14 protein-coding genes are annotated in these 17160 nt (G+C 42.3%); 5 read left to right on the forward strand and 9 right to left on the reverse strand.

The genetic code is table 11. The features are described 5' to 3' along the window. Positions 1–12: 12 nt before the first annotated feature. Together VXQ11_RS08750 and VXQ11_RS08755 are read right to left on the reverse strand one after the other, a co-directional pair. Entirely contained in the window at positions 13–927 is a 915-nt protein-coding gene (locus VXQ11_RS08750; RefSeq protein WP_191730792.1) for a DMT family transporter, read from the reverse strand. A 21-nt stretch (positions 928–948) separates the two neighbouring features. Further along, positions 949–1434, reverse strand: coding sequence for a YaiI/YqxD family protein (locus VXQ11_RS08755; RefSeq protein ID WP_171255316.1), 486 nt, complete (start codon positions 1432–1434; stop codon positions 949–951). A 249-nt stretch (positions 1435–1683) separates the two neighbouring features. Between VXQ11_RS08755 and VXQ11_RS08760 the strand changes: the two genes are divergently transcribed. Continuing rightward, positions 1684–2616, forward strand: a complete 933-nt coding sequence (locus VXQ11_RS08760) for a hypothetical protein (protein ID WP_416705844.1) — start codon at positions 1684–1686, stop codon at positions 2614–2616. A gap of 581 nt (positions 2617–3197) precedes the next feature. On the opposite strand, the gene serC is transcribed toward VXQ11_RS08760, so the two are convergent. Further along, a complete protein-coding gene (gene serC / locus VXQ11_RS08765; protein WP_144724610.1) occupies positions 3198–4277 on the reverse strand; it encodes a 3-phosphoserine/phosphohydroxythreonine transaminase in 1080 nt (359 codons plus the stop codon). Between the two features lie 526 nt (positions 4278–4803). On the opposite strand from serC, the gene VXQ11_RS08770 reads away from it, so the two are divergent. From VXQ11_RS08770 to VXQ11_RS08785, 4 genes are read left to right on the forward strand one after another with little or no spacing between them, the layout of a single operon-like run. Continuing rightward, positions 4804–6288 carry a TolC family protein gene (locus VXQ11_RS08770; RefSeq protein WP_416680800.1) on the forward strand — a complete coding sequence of 495 codons (1485 nt, stop codon included), beginning with the start codon at positions 4804–4806 and terminating at the stop codon, positions 6286–6288. An 11-nt stretch (positions 6289–6299) separates the two neighbouring features. Further along, entirely contained in the window at positions 6300–7430 is a 1131-nt protein-coding gene (locus VXQ11_RS08775) for an HlyD family secretion protein (protein ID WP_416705845.1), read from the forward strand. Beyond that, the gene (locus VXQ11_RS08780; protein WP_416680798.1) at positions 7430–8560 is read left to right on the forward strand and encodes an ABC transporter permease; all 1131 of its coding nucleotides are present in this window, start codon (positions 7430–7432) and stop codon (positions 8558–8560) included. The genes VXQ11_RS08775 and VXQ11_RS08780 overlap by 1 nt, the downstream gene beginning before the upstream one ends. Then, entirely contained in the window at positions 8557–9654 is a 1098-nt protein-coding gene (locus tag VXQ11_RS08785) for an ABC transporter permease (protein WP_416705846.1), read from the forward strand. The genes VXQ11_RS08780 and VXQ11_RS08785 overlap by 4 nt, the downstream gene beginning before the upstream one ends. A 29-nt stretch (positions 9655–9683) precedes the next feature. Here VXQ11_RS08785 and VXQ11_RS08790 read toward each other — a convergent pair whose 3' ends face one another. The 6 genes from VXQ11_RS08790 to VXQ11_RS08815 form a co-directional block, all read right to left on the reverse strand. Next, positions 9684–10109 (reverse strand): DUF3887 domain-containing protein, encoded by a 426-nt coding sequence (locus VXQ11_RS08790; RefSeq protein WP_416680796.1) that lies wholly within the window; start codon positions 10107–10109, stop codon positions 9684–9686. A 68-nt stretch (positions 10110–10177) separates the two neighbouring features. Next, entirely contained in the window at positions 10178–13159 is a 2982-nt protein-coding gene (gene gyrA / locus VXQ11_RS08795) for a DNA gyrase subunit A (RefSeq protein WP_416680795.1), read from the reverse strand. 322 nt (positions 13160–13481) lie between these two features. Then, positions 13482–14141: a hypothetical protein gene (locus VXQ11_RS08800; protein ID WP_416705847.1), complete on the reverse strand. Its 660-nt coding sequence runs from the start codon at positions 14139–14141 to the stop codon at positions 13482–13484. A gap of 177 nt (positions 14142–14318) precedes the next feature. Continuing rightward, entirely contained in the window at positions 14319–15251 is a 933-nt protein-coding gene (locus VXQ11_RS08805) for an FAD-binding protein (RefSeq protein ID WP_064096284.1), read from the reverse strand. 18 nt (positions 15252–15269) lie between these two features. Next, a complete protein-coding gene (locus VXQ11_RS08810) occupies positions 15270–16022 on the reverse strand; it encodes an electron transfer flavoprotein subunit beta/FixA family protein (RefSeq protein ID WP_064096285.1) in 753 nt (250 codons plus the stop codon). Positions 16023–16543: 521 nt separating this feature from the next. Continuing rightward, on the reverse strand, positions 16544–17149 hold the full coding sequence (locus VXQ11_RS08815; protein WP_416705848.1) for a LysE family translocator: 606 nt from the start codon (positions 17147–17149) through the stop codon (positions 16544–16546). Between the last annotated feature and the right edge of the window lie 11 nt (positions 17150–17160).

Genomic DNA, 17160 nt, shown 5'->3' on the forward strand with positions numbered 1-17160 from the left:
AGGTCAGTTACTTTAGTCAGTACGATGAGACGATGTAAGGCGAGCATTATAGCTCGCTTTAATTTCTCTGGAAAAATATAGCAACAAACCAGCCAGTAAGATGACTATACCCAAGGCCGCTCCACCCGATAATTTCTCGCTATTTAAAATCACGCCGACAACTAATGCCAGCATCGGCGTCAACACGGTGGTCAATGACAAAGTCGTCGCCTTGATTTTCTGTACCAGCTTAAAATAGCAGAACATAGCAATTAAGGAAGCCATGATGACAGCATAACCAAGTCCAATCAGCGACTTAGCCTGCGGAATCTGGGTCGGTGCAAATTGCCAGATAAATGGCAACATGGCACAGGCCATGCCCGCTGAAACCGCAATAGAGCCGGCAGCCTGCGCCATAGGCTCTAAAGGGGCATTGACTTTTTTCACCCAGAACATAGAAGCACAGTAAATAAAAACACTGAGCAACATCAGGCCAATCCCGATCGGCTGAATATGCTGATCCTTCCCGCCGACACAGATAATCCCCAGGCCCAGCAAGGCAATCGCCATACCACTCCACTGTGAAGCATACAGCTTGAGCTGAAACACAAAGCGGCCAATTAATCCGGTCATGATTGGTGCCAGACCGAACATCAAGGCGATAATACCTGAACTCAAATAGTCGGTTGCAAGATAAGTGAAAATCTGTGATCCGATAAAACTGCATGCACCAGCCAGATAACTGTGCATGGATAATTTATCTAAGGGAAAACGGGTTTTAAACAGCCACAATAGAGCAAATGCAAAAGGCAAAGCCAGAAAAAAGCGTAATGCCAAGGCCCAGAGCGGATGCAGGTCTGTCACACTCCAGACAATCGCAAGTGGCGTCGTTGCCCAGATAAAAACCAATAGAAGATAGGTGGCAATCATATTGGTTTGTGTGGGCATGTGAGTCACTCTGAATAAGGCTTAAAGTGCAGAAGTTTTGCGTTTTTGTTTTTGGATGGTCTGATCGAGTGCGCTGGAAAATTCGCGTTTATCCCGTTCTGAAATCGGTGGCGGACCGCCAGTCTGCACGCCAGCGCCGCGCAAGCTGTCCATAAAATCACGCAGATGTAAACGCGCTTTGACATTGTCGGTGGTATAAATTTCCCCCCGGGGATGAATCGCAATTCCGCCTTTTTCAATCACTTCTGCAGCCAAGGGAATATCTTGGGTCATGACGATATCGTGCTCTTTCATGCGCGAAATAATTTCCTTATCTGCAGCATCTGCTCCGCTCATCACCTGAATCGAATTAATCCTCACCGAAGGTGTAATACCTACCGGCTGGTTGGCCACAAAAGTGACTTCAAGCTGATAGCGGTCCGAAGCACGAATAATTACATCTCGCAGAATACGGGGCAGTGCATCGGCATCGACCCAAAGTTTAAATGGCAACACAGGGCTTTCCATTAAAGTATAAATCATGGTTATTCTAGCAAATTGGAAGGGTCAGGTTGATGATTAAATCACTTCATTTTCCTGAGATCTGGCTTGTATATTTTAAATAAGTATATGATTGGTAAAACTGTTGTAATTCATATGGGAAAAGCTTGAATTCACCAGATGCTTATTTTAATTTTAAAATTCATTCAATTGACTTGAAAAATTGCAATGACCCTCGATTAACTACAGATATATCATCCAAGATCAATTGTGCATATGAAAAATCAGAATAGCCCAGAGATCATCACCATTGATGATCAAAATTTCGGTAGTCATGTCGAACACTGGACCTTGCTCACCGACAACCCTGGCACAGATGTACCCCAGTGGTTAGGCAAAGCTCTTGATGCGCCGGTCATGCCGATGGGCCTTTGTACACAAGAAAGTGATATGGATACAGAGACCTGGCTGATCCAGGGACCGAGCAAAGCACCAGTACAATTAAGTCAAGTGATTGCCGTTGAAAATAATAAACCTCAAGCCGTAAAAACTGCATTCCCCTGCTTTGATAGCCCTTATCAGGTGAAAGCTACGATTGACCGGATTATTAGCTGTAAATCCAATACTCAAGCTGTATTACGCTTGAATCTGGGTGCTGACAACATTATTTATGCTTTCGATAACCTGTATAGCGTTAATCATCTCTGTTATGAAAAAGATCAGCTCTATGTGGTAAACCTGAATGCCTGGGCCTATGAACTTGAAGCAGTCTCAGATCATGAGCATCTGGTGGTTGATGATCCGGCTTCGATCAAACATCACCGTGCCTTGAATGCTATTCTGGCTGGCAATAATGGCATAGCCCCTGATAATTTGCAGGAACAGATTGATGCCTGGCAGCCGCAATCAGAAGAAGATAAAGAACCTGTCACTGTAGATTTTTCTAAAATGGTGGCCTATCTTTATGGCGAAACCCTGGGACAGGAAGATGAAGCCTGGTTCCAGGGCAATATCGTCGGTAAAACTAGCATGCAGTTTATGGATCAGGACTATACCCTGTATGATGTCACCCTGATTCATGATGAAGGCCAGCCTGCAACCCTGATCCGCATTGCAACACGCAACGCAGAGTATAAGAATTTTGAAATTGGCCAGTATATCCGTGGCAACTTATGGATCCAGGCCAGTATCTATAGCAAAGTAACCTGAATTCACTCTATAAGGGAGATACTCATTTAGATGCGTATCTTCTTTTAATCTATTTATATTTTTATTTGTCACTTTAATTTCTGACTATTTTTTATACAGATTTACTCGTTTATCTGTCCGTTATTTAAACTGATTAAAAATCCGGTTATCCACATTTTTAAATTCAAATAACTTATTTTAAATCTTTAAATAACCTTTAAAATTCCGTAAAAATAAGCAATTGATTTATCATCAATATAATTTATTGTCGTGCAAATCTGACATTTTAAAAAAATTGAAACTTTATGACCTTTAATCAAGAATGTACTTTATTTAATCAATTTTTTATGATAAAAATACTCACAACAAATAGTATTAACGATAAATAGATCGGACAATAAATATCTATGAAAATCGTGCAAGAAGAAACATTACAACAGGCCGAGCATCATCTTAGCTCTCGCTACAATATTGATATGATGTCGTGCCTTTTTTTCATGTTGGGGATGATCATCTGCGGATTCATCCTGCATACTTTTATTTTCTAAAGTAATTCAATTCATAAAAAACCCAGCATATGCTGGGTTTTTCCGTTTCATGAATCAACCATTGCGTTTGGCAAAGTCATCCATAAAATTCACCAGTGCCTGTACGCCTTCAAGTGGAACAGCGTTATAAATACTGGCACGCATACCACCTACTGAACGGTGACCGGCAAGATTCAATAAATGCTGTGCTTCGGCTTCTTTCAGGAACTGTTTCTCTAGCTCTGCATTGGCCAAGGTAAATGGCACGTTCATAATCGAACGGTTCGCTTTTGCGATTGGATTAGCGTAGAAATCGCTTTGATCAATATAACCATAAAGTAAGTTAGCTTTTTCAAGGTTCACTTTGTGGATGGCCTCTACACCGCCATTGTCCAGCAACCACTCGAATACCAGCCCCGATAAGTACCATGCATAGGTCGATGGTGTATTCACCATTGAACCGTTTTTCGCCTGATCTGCATATCTTAGGATGCTTGGAATTTCAGGTTTGGCCTGATCAAGTAAATCTTCGCGAATGATCACAAGTGTTAAGCCGGCAGGCCCGATATTCTTTTGTGCACCTGCATAAATCACACCAAATTTCGATACGTCCAGTGGTGCAGATAAAATGCTAGATGAATAGTCGCAAACTAGAGGCTTGTCTGTTTCGGGAATAGATGCGAATTGCAAACCGCCAATGGTTTCGTTATCCGCATAGTGCACATAGGCAGCATCTGCAGACAGGTTCCATTCACTTTGTGCGCTGATAGCATGTTTGCCCTCAATTTTAATACCGGCTTTTACAACATTGATATCGCCATAACGTTGCGCTTCTTTCAAGGCTTTTTCAGACCAGATACCAGTATCGATATAGTCTGCCTTGTTATTTTTGCCGAGCAAGTTTAATGGAATTGCCGAGAATTGTAGTGATGCACCACCCTGCAAGAACAATACTTTGTAGTTCTCAGGAATGTTCATGAGTTTACGTAGGTCTGCTTCCGCTTTTTCAGCAACAGCAACATAGTCTGCACTACGGTGGCTCATTTCCATGATCGAAAGACCTTTGCCATGCCAGTCGAGCATTTCAGCTTGAGCTTTTTCAAGTACGGCAGTCGGTAATGCAGCAGGACCAGCACAGAAGTTGTACGCGCGCATGATTTTTCCTTTCAGAGTGAAACACAATCAAATGATGGCATTTAACCATATCTGGCAGGGTCTTGCACAAAATTATTTCAATACAAAACTGTAATTACAGTCAAAAAAACAATGTAGATTCATAAGATAAGTTGACCATTTATAAGAATAATCCTGCTGATGATGCATATTTTAATTAAATGTTTGAGTTTAAAAATAAAACTATTATGATAAAACCACAATAATTAGAAAATCATGAGTGAGATAAAAATGGATCATTTCGTTCATCGTTTCAGATTGGCTATTGCGCATGTTAAACCTGTAACTCAGCAAAACTGGCCAAATAGTAGTAATGAGCGTTTTATATCAATCATGGTAATTTTAAAAAGTTTAGCAACACATTAATTCAGGTCCTACTAACCTGCACTTTTCCTAGACAACTGTAAAATAAACAATATTACAACCATACCACTGACTGAGCTATAAGGCACTGATTTATAATGTCAGTAAATAAATTTCACTTTATTCAAATTGGCAACTTGCTTTCATGAATACGATAAACGATATAAGCAGATTATTTTTGGGGTGCGGATTATTTTCAGGACTGTTGTGTACGAGTCTGAATTTATATGCCCAAGCCTTGAGTTTTCAAGAAGCCGAAAAACAATTATTACAGTCTTCTTATAGTAGTCAGGCCTATCAAAGTCTGGAACAGGCCTCGCAACTTGAAGCTGAAGCCAGCAAAGGTTTGGGATTGCCTCGTGTCGATCTCAATGTTCGTGCCTATGCTTTCCACAGTGAAGTAGATATTCCCCTGAAGCAGTTTAAAAACAATCTGGAAAATGTACTGTCCCAAGGTGTCACGGGGCAGATCAACCAGTGGGAAGATAATCTTGGGAACGTACTTCCTCCTGACATTACCGGCCCTCTTCAGGAAGGAGTCAACAATGCTATTCATAGCGGCGTCGGCCTGATTCCGGACACCTCCAATGTAGTCCTTGAAGATCAGGTCATTCGCCCTACAGTGTCAGTCATCATGCCTATTTATACAGGAGGCCTGACTGCCAATACCAAGGAAGTGGCCAACATTCAGGCGAACCGTAGTGCGCTAAACAACAAAGAACAGCAAGATATACAGCGTTTTGAACTCATTCAGAGTTATTTTAATGTTCAACTTCAAAAACAGCTTCATGCAGCGGCTGTATTCAACCTGAATGCCATGCAGCAGCATTATCAGAATGCCTTAAAAATGCAACAGCAGGGCTTTATCAGCAAAGGCCAGCGCATGCAGTTTGAAGTGGCACGCAATGATGCCGAACGTGCCCAGCAAAATACTCAGGCCAATCTAAATGCGAGTCTATTTCAGCTGAATAACCTGCTTCAGCAAAGCAACCTGACTGAACTGACCACGCCTTTATTTGTGAATAAGACCGAATCTCAGGATTTAAATCATTTGCTGAAGACTTTCAGCCAAAACTCGCCATTAATTCAAAAAATGCAGTTAGATACTCAATTGGCACAAACCAATGTAAAAATTCAGGAAGCGGCAAAAAAACCGAGTGTCTTTGCTTTTGGAGAATACAGTCTGGATCGTAAGGAAAACTGGATTGTAGGTGTGGCTGCCCGTTATAACCTGTTTTCCGGGATTGATAAAAACAAAAACATTCAGGCTGCTGAACTTAAACGTTATGCTGCTGAACTGCTCACTGCACGTACTCAGCAAGAAATTGAAAACCTGATTTACAAATCCTATAGCGAAGCAGTGAGTGCGCAGCAGAGCGATACGCTTTTGGCACAAAATATGAAGGCAGCCCAAGAAAATCTACGTATCCAGCAATTATCCTTTAAAGAAGATATGGGTACGGCGACACAGGTCATTGATGCACAGAATATATTGAGTGGATTAAAAGCAGAAACTGCCTTGAATGCCTATAAATATGTCATGTCCCTCGCCACCCTTTTACAAAGTTATGGCTCGATTAACGAGTTTTCTAACTATATTCAACATACCAATACTCACTATATTCGCTAATGGAGACAGACATGAACGAAGATCAAAAATCAGATGATCCTGTGAATGGCTCAGTCTCCTCAAACAATAAAAGTAGCCCTTCTACCTCACAGCTTGAGTCCGAATCGGTAGAAGAAAAAAACGCTGCAACTTCTGCAGAGCATGAATCATCCTCTGGACTTTCTAAACCCATAAAATATCTGTTACTGGCGGCAATACCTGTTTTACTGGCCGTCATTGCCTTTGGTTTATGGAAAAGCTATCACCCGACGACACTTGAATTACAGGGACAGGTAGAAGCGGAAACGATACAGGTCGCCACCAAGGTACCTAGCCGGATTGAAGAAATCTATGTAAAGGAAGGCCAGCATGTCAAGAAAGGTCAGATTCTTGTCCGCTTATATAGTCCGGAAGTGGAAACCAAAAAACAGCAGGCTGCTGCTGCCCTACAATCTGCCTTGGCCTTACAGTCGACTGTTGATCGGGGTTCTCAAGAGGAGAATATCGCTAGCCTGTATGCCAACTGGCAAGCGTTAAAAGCCCAACAGAATTTAGCCAAAGTTTCCTTTCAACGTGGTGAGAATCTGTTTAAAGAAGGCGTCATTTCCCGCCAACGTCGTGATGAACTTTACGCTGCCAGTCAGTCTGCTGCCCAAATGACCGAAGCAGCCTATCAACAGTATCTACGCGCTAACCGGGGCAGCACTCCGCAACAGAAAACCTCTGCGGATGCACAAGTGGAAATTGCTCGGGCTGCACTGGAAGAAGCCAATTCACTGGTCGCAGAAACAAAACTGCTTGCTCCAATCGATGGCACGGTCTCTAAAACCTATGGCGAAGTGTCAGAACTGGTAGCAACTGCGGTCCCTGTGGTGAGCCTGATTAAAGATGATATGCGTGTGAGTCTGAATATTCGCGAAGACCAGTATGTGCCATTCCAGCACATGACCACAATTGAAGGTTATATTCCAGCCTTGGATAAGAAATCTGAATTCCGAATCCAGAATATCAGTGCTGAAGGTGAATTTGCGACCATTAAAACGACACGTCAGACTGGTGGGTACGATATCAGAAGCTTTAAAGTCCATCTTGTTCCTGTACCTGCCATACCCGGACTTAAAGTTGGCATGAGCGTCTTGTTTAAATTAAAAGAGGGTTCCTGATGTGGAGGGGGATAGGGCGCGAACTGCATTATCTGCTCCGGGAAAAATGGGATCTCTGTCTGGTCACGCTTGCGCCTGCCTTCGTCATTATTATATTCAGTAGTATGTTTCTTCAGGGTAAACCTGAGCATTTACCTATTGCGATTATTGATCAGGACCGAAGTGCACTCAGTCAGAATATTAATACCTATATTTCACTTAATCAGACACTTAAAGTAGATCTTGTCACTGGACAAACTGAAGAAGCTGAACTTCTGCTAAATAAAAATAAAATTTGGGGCTATATTCATATTCCGCAGGGTGCCGAGCAACGTCTGGTTCGTGCTCAGGATGCGGGCATCAGTATTGTTTATAATCAGAGTTATTTTAGTATTGGTAATACTATTTCATCTGCCATGCTGATCAGCACTATTGAAGCCATAGCTGATTTTTTAGGAAAGCATTATCTGGAAAACCGGCTGCCTTATCTCGACTTCCCCATCCCCCAGATCAAATTATCTCCGCTATATAATCCAGATCTTGACTATGAATTTTATTTAGAACCTTTTGTGATTCCGGCAGTTCTACATTTACTGCTCTGTTGTTGCGTGGCATTTTCAGTGGGTCAGGAACTCAAACGGCGAACCTTACAAGACTGGATTAGCCATCAGTCACTCTGGATGGCTTTACTATCGAAAAATCTGGTTTATGTAGCTATTTTTAGCATATGGACCTGGATATGGATGTTCTGGCTGATTCAGATCCGCGGCTGGTTTATAGCTGGCTCTCTTGGTCTGATTTTATTGGCGCAGTTGCTGTTTTATAGTGCCTATGCGTTCTTGAGTAGCGTGATCGTACTTGTAACCAAAGATTTGACCAAATCGTTCGGTTTTATTGCAGTATATGGTGGCTCATCTTTAAGTTTTGCAGGGGTAACGCTTCCCTTAAATAATGCACCCTTATTTACCCATTTCTGGGCTCACATTATTCCCTATACTTCCTATGCCAGGTTACAGACCGAACAGTGGGTGATGGGTAGTCCCGTTAATATTTCACTACAGCCCTTATTTATCCTGCTCATGTTTGTCGTGATCTTTGCCCTGCTAGCCTATCTTTTTTTAAAAAGAGTTGCTAAAGGAATAGTCCAATGAAATCCTGCTGGTCTTATTATCTGCACAGCTTTAAAGATATTGTTTCGCACGAAAGTATTCTTACCACCCTGATTCTTTCTGTACTGTTTTACAGTTTTTTTTATCCTACTGCATATAAGGCTCAGACAGCAGAATCCTTGCCCATTATTATTGTCGACGAAGAGCAAAGCAATTTAAGCACGCGGATCATCCAAAAAGTGCAGGAAAGCCCAAATGTCAATGTCAAAGCAATTACAGGCAATTTCGCGGAAGCCAAGCAATGGGTCGAATCTGAACAGGCAGACGGAATTTTACTGCTGCCGGGCAATTTATCTGAAGCTGTGATCCACGGTGAATCTGGAGGAATTGGTCTCTATTTAAATGCTGCAAACTTTTTGGCGACCAAACAGATTGGTCTGGGCCTGGCTGCTTCAGTTGAGCAAACCCTATCTGACTACATTGCACAATTTGAACATATATCGGAGTTTTCTCCTGCACTCTCCGTACATCAGATTCCCCTGTTTAATACTTTGTCTGGTTATGGCAGTTATGTATTTCCTGCAGTTGCCCCCTTAATTATTCATCAAACTATTTTATTAGGTTTGAGCATGCTGATTTTGATGTACCGGGAAAGAAAAGTAGAGTTAAACCGCAATGCTTTTATCGGGATCTGTCTGGCAATCTTTACGATCGGTTGTCTGGGCTGTCTTTATTTATTCGGTTTTACATTCTGGTTATTTGATTATCCGCGTGGCGGTAATTTTATCGGCATGCTCATTGCCGTTCCAGTATTTATCTACTGTATTATTGGTATGACCTGGTTGCTCGCCAGCTTTCTGGATATGCCAGAACGGGCAGGCCATGTGATTGTATTTACTTCAATTCCTCTGTTCTTACTCTCGGGTATCGCATGGCCCCACTCTTCTATGCCAGTCTGGATGCAAATCCTGGCCGAAATCCTGCCCTCTACCCAAATTGTGCAGATGTTCATTCAGCTTAACCAGATGGGAGTTCCTACCGCACTAGTGGTATCAAAACTAATTTATCTTGGAGTATTCGGTAGCTTGTGTTTCTTGCTGGGCTATCAACGCCTGATTCAGCTTCCTAAAAACTGACCGGCATCACCATTAAGGCCTGTTCAGATTTAAGGATTGGATTCGCCAAACACTTGAATATTAAAATTACGGATCTTGGCGCTGCCATTCGGCTTGTCAAAACTCACATCATACTGAACCAGATTATTCGGATAAGCAATTTCATAGCTGACCTTATACTGGCTCGGCTGATTGGTCGCTTCTTCAATCTGCTTGGTCATTAAGGTTTTAGACTTGTATTCACCTTGAGGAATTGAACGTGAAAAGCGTTTCATCAACTTTTCATTGTCCTTAAAATAAGCCTGTAATTGTGGTTCGAGTTGATCCAGAAACTCATCATACTTCCCGTCACGCAAATCCTCATAAGCCAGCTGTGCCGCCTTTTCCTGCTCAGGACTCGGATTTGGAATATTCTCCATTGAATTACAGCCAGTCAATGCAAGCACTGCTGCTAATGACATTAATTTGGTTTTCATCGCTTACCTCTATCTCGTCAAGGTTTATAAAAAAGGACGCCGAAGCGCCCTTTTTATCAGTAGGAAAATTATTCTTCTACTGAATTTTCACCGTCTTTTTCAAGCTGTTCAGCTTCAGTCACTAAATTTGTTTCTGCCACTAAAGCGTCTTCACCTTCAATCGCTTCAACAAACTCGTCTTCTTCCACAGCTTCAATAGAAACTACACCCACCAGCAATTCGTCATTACCTAAACGGATCAGACGAACACCTTGTGCATTACGACCTGTTTGCGCAACCTCTGATGCACGTGTACGAACCAGCGTACCGCCATTAGAGATCAGCATCAATTCTTTAGTCGCATCAATTGCCACTGCACCGACTAACTGACCATTACGCTCAGAAGTTTTTAGTGCAATAACACCTTTACCGCCACGTTTTTTGGTTGGGAAGTCATCTACTGGGGTACGTTTACCGTAACCATGTTCAGAAGCACACAGTACTTCACCTGTTTCAGGCACAACTACCAGTGACACAATACGGCTGACAATTGCTGAATCTGAACCATCTTCATCATCAGAATCAACGTCATTATCGTCCTGATCTTCAAGCTGCGCTGCTGCACCAATGGTCACACGCATACCACGTACACCTTTGGCCGAACGACCCATTGAACGCACGTCAGTTTCTGCGAAGCGAATGGCTTTACCTTCGTTTGAGAACAACATGATTTGCTGTTCGCCGTCAGTAATCGCCACACCAATCAGGGTGTCATCACCATTAAGTTCAATCGCACGTAAACCGTTTGAACGAACATTCGAGAACTGTTCAAGCTCTACACGTTTAATCGTACCGTATTCGGTTGCCATAAACACATAGAAATTCTTACGTACAGCTTCCACCTGCTGTACAAACTCATTGATGATGTCATCATCAAGATCAGTTGTTGAAAGTGCTTGTCCTAACTCTTTCAGCTGCGCACGAAGTGCATCAGAAATATCATCTGCGCCATCTTCAGATTCAGCCAATGCAGCTTCAAGTGCAGCAAAATGACTATTGATCACTTCATTACTTTGCAATTGTGCTGCATTTGCTTTTACAAATGCCTTGAAGTCCGCCAGACGTTCTTTAAATTTCTTCGGTGCATCAATCACAGGCAAGATGGCTGTAATCGTCTCGTTTTCGTCTAGTGGCAACAAGTTCACCATTGGACGGCCTTTGGCACCACGTGAGGCTTGTGGCACTTCGTAGACTTTCAGACGGTAAACCTTACCGACATTGGTGAAGCAAAGCACGGTTGCATGATTCGAAGTGACCACCATATGCTGGATGTAATCATCTTCTTTCATGCTGGTTGCAGACTTGCCACGGCCACCACGACGCTGTGCAGCGTAGTCAGACAATGGTTGAGTTTTTGCATAACCTGTTTTTGAAACCGTCAGCACCATTTGCTCTTCAGGAATCAGATCTTCACGAGAGAAATCGATACGTGACTCGACAATTGACGTTTTACGAGCATCGCCATACTGCTGCAGAATCAAGGCTAGCTCTTCACGAATCACGTTCATCAATAAGTTAAAGTCATTCAAGATAGCCGTGTATTCAGCAATCTGCGCAAGAATTTCAGAATATTCAGCTTGAAGTTTATCTTGCTCAAGGCCAGTCAAGCGATGTAGACGCAGTTCCATAATCGCGTTAACTTGCGTCGGTGATAAGCGATATACATCGCCATCAATACCGAATGGACGGCTAGGATCTTCGCCTTCAATTTCGTCAGGACGTACAGAAACAGCACCGGCTTTTTCAAGTAAAGCTGCTACACCACCTGCTGCCCACTCGCCCGCTTGTAAACGCTCACGCGCCTCAGCCGGGTTTGCAGATGTTTTGATGGTTTCAATAATCTGATCGATATTGGCAAGTGCAACTGTCAAACCTTCCAAGATATGACCACGTTCACGCGCTTTGCGTAATTCGAACATGGTACGGCGGGTGACCACTTCCTGACGGTGACGGATAAATGCCGCAATGATGTCTTTCAGGTTCATCAACTTCGGCTGGCCATTGTCCAGACAGACCATGTTGATGCTGAAAGAGTTTTCAAGTTGCGTGTTCTGGAACAGGTTGTTCACGATCACTTCTGCGTTTTCACCGCGCTTCAGGTCAATCGCGATACGCATACCGTCTTTGTCAGACTCATCACGAAGCTCTGAAATGCCTTCGAGCTTTTTCTCTTTGACCAGTTCAGCAATGCGCTCAATAGTTTTTGCTTTATTGACCTGATACGGAATTTCAGTGAAGACAATCGTGGTGCGGCCATTCTTCGGATCTTCTTCGAAATGGTACTTCCCACGGATATGCAAACGGCCCTTACCGGTACGGTAAGCATCGACGATACCTGATTTACCGTAAATGATGCCGCCTGTCGGAAAATCCGGACCAGAAATATGTTCCATCAACCCTTCAATACTGATCTGGGGATCATTGGCATAGGCCAGACATGCATTCACCACTTCAGTCATGTTATGCGGCGCCATATTGGTCGCCATACCGACTGCAATACCGGTCACACCGTTAATCAACAAGTTCGGAACACGGGTTGGCATGACCTGAGGAATACGCTCAGAGCCATCGTAGTTGTCTTCCCACTCGACGGTATCTTTTTCAAGATCCGCTAACAGTTCGTGGGTCAGTTTACGCATACGCACTTCGGTATAACGCATCGCTGCTGCGCTATCGCCATCGACTGAGCCAAAGTTACCCTGGCCATCTACCAACTGGTAACGCAAGCTGAAATCTTGCGCCATTCGTACAATCGTTTCATATACGGCAGAGTCACCATGCGGGTGATATTTACCGATGACGTCACCGACTACACGTGCAGACTTTTTATAAGCTTTGTTATAGTCATTGCCTAATTCGTGCATTGCGAAAAGCACACGACGATGAACAGGTTTCAAACCATCTCGTACATCGGGCAATGCACGTGACACAATCACGCTCATCGCATAATCGAGATATGAGCTTTTAAGTTCATCCTCAATGGCAATCGGTCTAATTTCCGATACGCTCATGCATACTCCTTATTCTACAAGCCAATTTTGGCTTGTATTTATATGTCGTAAAACTAGCAAAATCATTAACTCAAACGACTGAGTTAAAAACTAAAATACAGCCCTAAATTATAGCATACACACTTGTATTTTTGTGTCGAAATATTCGGCTTAACCTTGTTAATTATCTTCATTTTAGTGATCATTTTCTTATTATTTAAAAAGCAAAAATCAGTCAGTCCGATCCACTTCTTTTTAATCTTTAAATTGTGCAAAAATAGAATAATACAAAAAAAGATACGCCAATTTACTGGCGTATCTTTAGCGTTTTTTTATATGTTTTTTAGTGAGGCTGATTCAATACTCTACGGTAGCTTAAAACTGCAACAATCAATAGAATTGGCAACAACATCTCCACCCCTTCCTCGATCGTCATAATCATGACTTGACTATGTTTTAGCAACTCGATTCCAAACTCTTCTTTCAGGGTTGAGGTCGTACGATCCAGCATCTTGCTCAGTCCACCACAGGCAATGGTAAGAAAGATAAAAAAATGTGCAATATTTAAGGAATCTTTCATACTTCGTACGGTTTGTACCAGTTTTTTCGCCAGCACCAGAAAGACAAAAATAATTCCGAGCAACAAAATAAATCCAAGCAGCTTATCCATTAGCGGAATTTCAGCGCTGCGATAGAAATTCGTTTTGATGAAGCTGATGTCGAACAGGCGCTTGTGAAAATCCATTTCCCGTAACCCCAGCAATACTGCCGCTAAAGCTGCAAACACCCGGGTATCAGGCTTGATTTCAACATTCAGCAAACATAGCACTGCCAGCAAGTACCAGAGCCATGGGCTCATAACTTCAAAAGCACCTGATTCACTAAACAAATACTGGGTCACCGGAATCGGTGCATTCAAGGCGGTATGAATACAGATCCCCAGATAAAGCGCGATCAGCAGGAAACTAATGAACAGGATATGTGCGGTTTTAGAAAAGGACATGATGAGAAACAGGAGAAAAATCAAACCGGGATTTTATCACTTTTCATCCAAATGACATACTCTAGTTTCGACTGCCGAGTATTTTTAAAAAATCAATAAAAAACGCCCTTGCACAAAACAGTAAAAGATTACTTTCACTATTCGCACAAAAGCGTTTTTTTGAAGCTAATTCAGAAATTAGATTTTAGAAACCAATTCAGGAATAACAGCATTCAAGTCACCTACTAACCAGTAGTCAGCAACTGCGTTAATTGGTGCTTCTTCATCTTTGTTGATCGCAACGATCACTTTAGACTCTTTCATACCAGCCAAATGCTGAATCGCACCAGAAATACCGACAGCGATGTACAGGTCAGGTGCAACGATTTTACCAGTTTGACCCACTTGCATATCGTTTGGTACGAAGCCGGCATCTACTGCAGCACGTGACGCGCCTTGAGCAGCACCAAGCTTGTCAGCTAGCGGATCAAGGATTTTATGATAGTTCTCGCCCGAACCTACACCACGACCACCAGAAACAACAATACGTGCAGCTGTCAGTTCAGGACGTTCAGATTTTACGATTTCTTCGTTAATAAACTTAGAAATACCGGCATCACCAGTAGAAGCAATAGCTTCAACCGCAGCAGAACCACCTTCCGCAGCTACAGCATCAAATGCCGTACCACGAACAGTCGCCAATACGATGTTTTCGCCTGATTCTACAGTCGCAATCGCATTACCGGCATAGATTGGGCGTTTAAAAGTCTTAGGACCATCTACCGCAATGATGTCAGTAATCATGCTTACATCAAGAAGCGCAGCAGCACGCGGCAAAATGTTTTTACCAGTCGTGGTAGAAGCAGCAAGGATATGGCTATAATCTTTGCCCAATTCTGCAATCAGTTTTGCTACGTTTTCCGCTAACTGATTTGCATAAGCCGCATCATCAGCAAGCAATACTTTGCTTACGCCTGCAACTTTAGCCGCCTGGTCAGCAACTGCCTGAGCGCCAGAACCAGCCACCAATACAGTGATATCACCACCGATTTTTTGCGCCGCAGCAACAACGTTTAGAGTAGCAGCGTTTAATGCTTTGTTGTCGTGCTCAGCGATAACTAAAATACTCATGATTTTTATCCTTCTGTATTAGATCACTTTCGCTTCGTTTTTCAATTTTTCTACAAGTTCGTCTACAGACTTCACTTGTACGCCAGCTTTACGCTCTGCAGGAGATTCAACTTTCACTGTTTTCAGTTTAGTTGTAGTGGTTACACCGAAATCTGCAGGTGACTTGGTATCAAGCGGTTTTTTACGCGCTTTCATGATGTTTGGAAGTGCCGCATAACGTGGCTCATTCAAACGTAAGTCAGTGGTAATGATTGCTGGAAGTGTCAGCTCAACAGTTTGTAAACCACCGTCAATTTCACGTGTTACTTGTACTTTATCGCCGTCTACTTTCACTTCAGAAGCGAATGTACCCTGACCTGCACCCAATAAAGCACCCAGCATCTGACCAACCTGATTAGAGTCGTCATCAATGGCTTGCTTGCCTAGAAGGATCAATTGTGGTTGTTCAGCATCAACAACGCCTTTCAGAATTTTAGCAACTTCCAGCGCGCCTAGTTGGCTGTCATCAGCTTCAACCAGAATACCGCGGTCAGCACCAAGCGCCATTGCAGAACGGATTTGTTCTTGGGCTTCTTTAGGACCAATAGAAACAACAATGATTTCTGAAACAGTTCCTTTTTCTTTTAAACGAACCGCTTCTTCCACTGCGATTTCACAGAATGGATTAATTGACATTTTAACGTTAGTTAAGTCAACACCACTGTTGTCCGGTTTAACACGAACTTTAACGTTGGCATCAACCACACGTTTTACAGCAACAAGAGCCTTCATGTAATCCTCGGCTGTTTTAGCAAATGTAAATGTTGAGAAAAGTTAGTGTAACTCTTCACTTAAATTTTTTTAGGTGCCCTATCTTGCAATGTGTACGGCATTTCGGTCAAGTCACAATTCAACAAAGAGCTGTAAAAATGCGTAATTTTCCCTGAACGATGCGTTCACAATTAATTGTTATCGTTTTATTACAATGAAATTTATCGATATTTACTTAAAATTTAACCATTGATTTATATTATTTTTTTATCTGATTAATAACATCAGAAGTTTTGATTGATGATTTTAAATTTAAATTGATTTAAAGCCGCTTGAAGCAAAACGGACGGAATATAGATAGGTCAGCTTTTGTCATTTTAGACAGAAATCATATTGAGAGCGAATTAAACTCAATATATAGACAAATTGAATAAATAATAAACCAGTACATTCATCCGGCTCTGACAAAGTAATTACTTCTTTTCAAATTTTCTCAATCATAAAAAAGCATACTGCGAACAGTATACTTTTTCGGGATCCGATTAATTGATGATGAGCCAGCTTGCTGCAAGTGCCAGTAAACCACCAGAAGTTCCATCCACCCATTTTTGTTTACGTTCATCTATTTGAGTTTTCTGGCTGATTTTGCTGAATAAAATACTTAAGCCACAATACACCACAAAAATAAGACTGATAAAAATAAAAGAAAGAATCAAACCCTGGCTCACTGTATTGGCTGCTTTATCAATAAACTGCGGTAAAATTGCAAAATAGATCAGCATACCTTTTGGATTTAACAGGGCAGTAAAAAATCCTTTTTGAATCGGATTGGACGAAGTTTTTTTCTCAATATTTAGCGCATTTTTACTGAATACCGATTTGAGCAAACCAAAAGCCAGATACAACAGATACGCGATCCCGAGCCAGCGAATAGTTTCAAACAGCACCGGAAAAGAAACAATGATGGCTGCAATACCTAGCGCTACCAGGATCGAATGCACCAGATAACCGCAACACACTCCTACGGTTGCCATCATACCTGCTTTTGCATCTTTACCCATCACTTGAGACAGGATAAACAACATATCGGGTCCAGGCGTAAAAATCAGGGGAAGCACGGTCAGTGCAAAGAGTACAAATACAGACATTTCCTTTTCCT

Source organism: Acinetobacter sp. 197, from assembly GCF_048148385.1.
Taxonomy (GTDB): Bacteria; Pseudomonadota; Gammaproteobacteria; order Pseudomonadales; family Moraxellaceae; genus Acinetobacter; species Acinetobacter pecorum.

Excerpts from the sequence above, each read along its gene's own strand:
- VXQ11_RS08750 (WP_191730792.1), bottom strand. The coding sequence starts at position 927 with ATGCCCACACAAACCAATATGATTGCCACCTATCTTCTATTGGTTTTT.
- VXQ11_RS08755 (WP_171255316.1), bottom strand. The coding sequence starts at position 1,434 with ATGGAAAGCCCTGTGTTGCCATTTAAACTTTGGGTCGATGCCGATGCA.
- VXQ11_RS08760 (WP_416705844.1), top strand. The coding sequence starts at position 1,684 with ATGAAAAATCAGAATAGCCCAGAGATCATCACCATTGATGATCAAAAT.
- serC (WP_144724610.1), bottom strand. The coding sequence starts at position 4,277 with ATGCGCGCGTACAACTTCTGTGCTGGTCCTGCTGCATTACCGACTGCC.
- VXQ11_RS08770 (WP_416680800.1), top strand. The coding sequence starts at position 4,804 with ATGAATACGATAAACGATATAAGCAGATTATTTTTGGGGTGCGGATTA.
- VXQ11_RS08775 (WP_416705845.1), top strand. The coding sequence starts at position 6,300 with ATGAACGAAGATCAAAAATCAGATGATCCTGTGAATGGCTCAGTCTCC.
- VXQ11_RS08780 (WP_416680798.1), top strand. The coding sequence starts at position 7,430 with ATGTGGAGGGGGATAGGGCGCGAACTGCATTATCTGCTCCGGGAAAAA.
- VXQ11_RS08785 (WP_416705846.1), top strand. The coding sequence starts at position 8,557 with ATGAAATCCTGCTGGTCTTATTATCTGCACAGCTTTAAAGATATTGTT.
- VXQ11_RS08790 (WP_416680796.1), bottom strand. The coding sequence starts at position 10,109 with ATGAAAACCAAATTAATGTCATTAGCAGCAGTGCTTGCATTGACTGGC.
- gyrA (WP_416680795.1), bottom strand. The coding sequence starts at position 13,159 with ATGAGCGTATCGGAAATTAGACCGATTGCCATTGAGGATGAACTTAAA.
- VXQ11_RS08800 (WP_416705847.1), bottom strand. The coding sequence starts at position 14,141 with ATGTCCTTTTCTAAAACCGCACATATCCTGTTCATTAGTTTCCTGCTG.
- VXQ11_RS08805 (WP_064096284.1), bottom strand. The coding sequence starts at position 15,251 with ATGAGTATTTTAGTTATCGCTGAGCACGACAACAAAGCATTAAACGCT.
- VXQ11_RS08810 (WP_064096285.1), bottom strand. The coding sequence starts at position 16,022 with ATGAAGGCTCTTGTTGCTGTAAAACGTGTGGTTGATGCCAACGTTAAA.
- VXQ11_RS08815 (WP_416705848.1), bottom strand. The coding sequence starts at position 17,149 with ATGTCTGTATTTGTACTCTTTGCACTGACCGTGCTTCCCCTGATTTTT.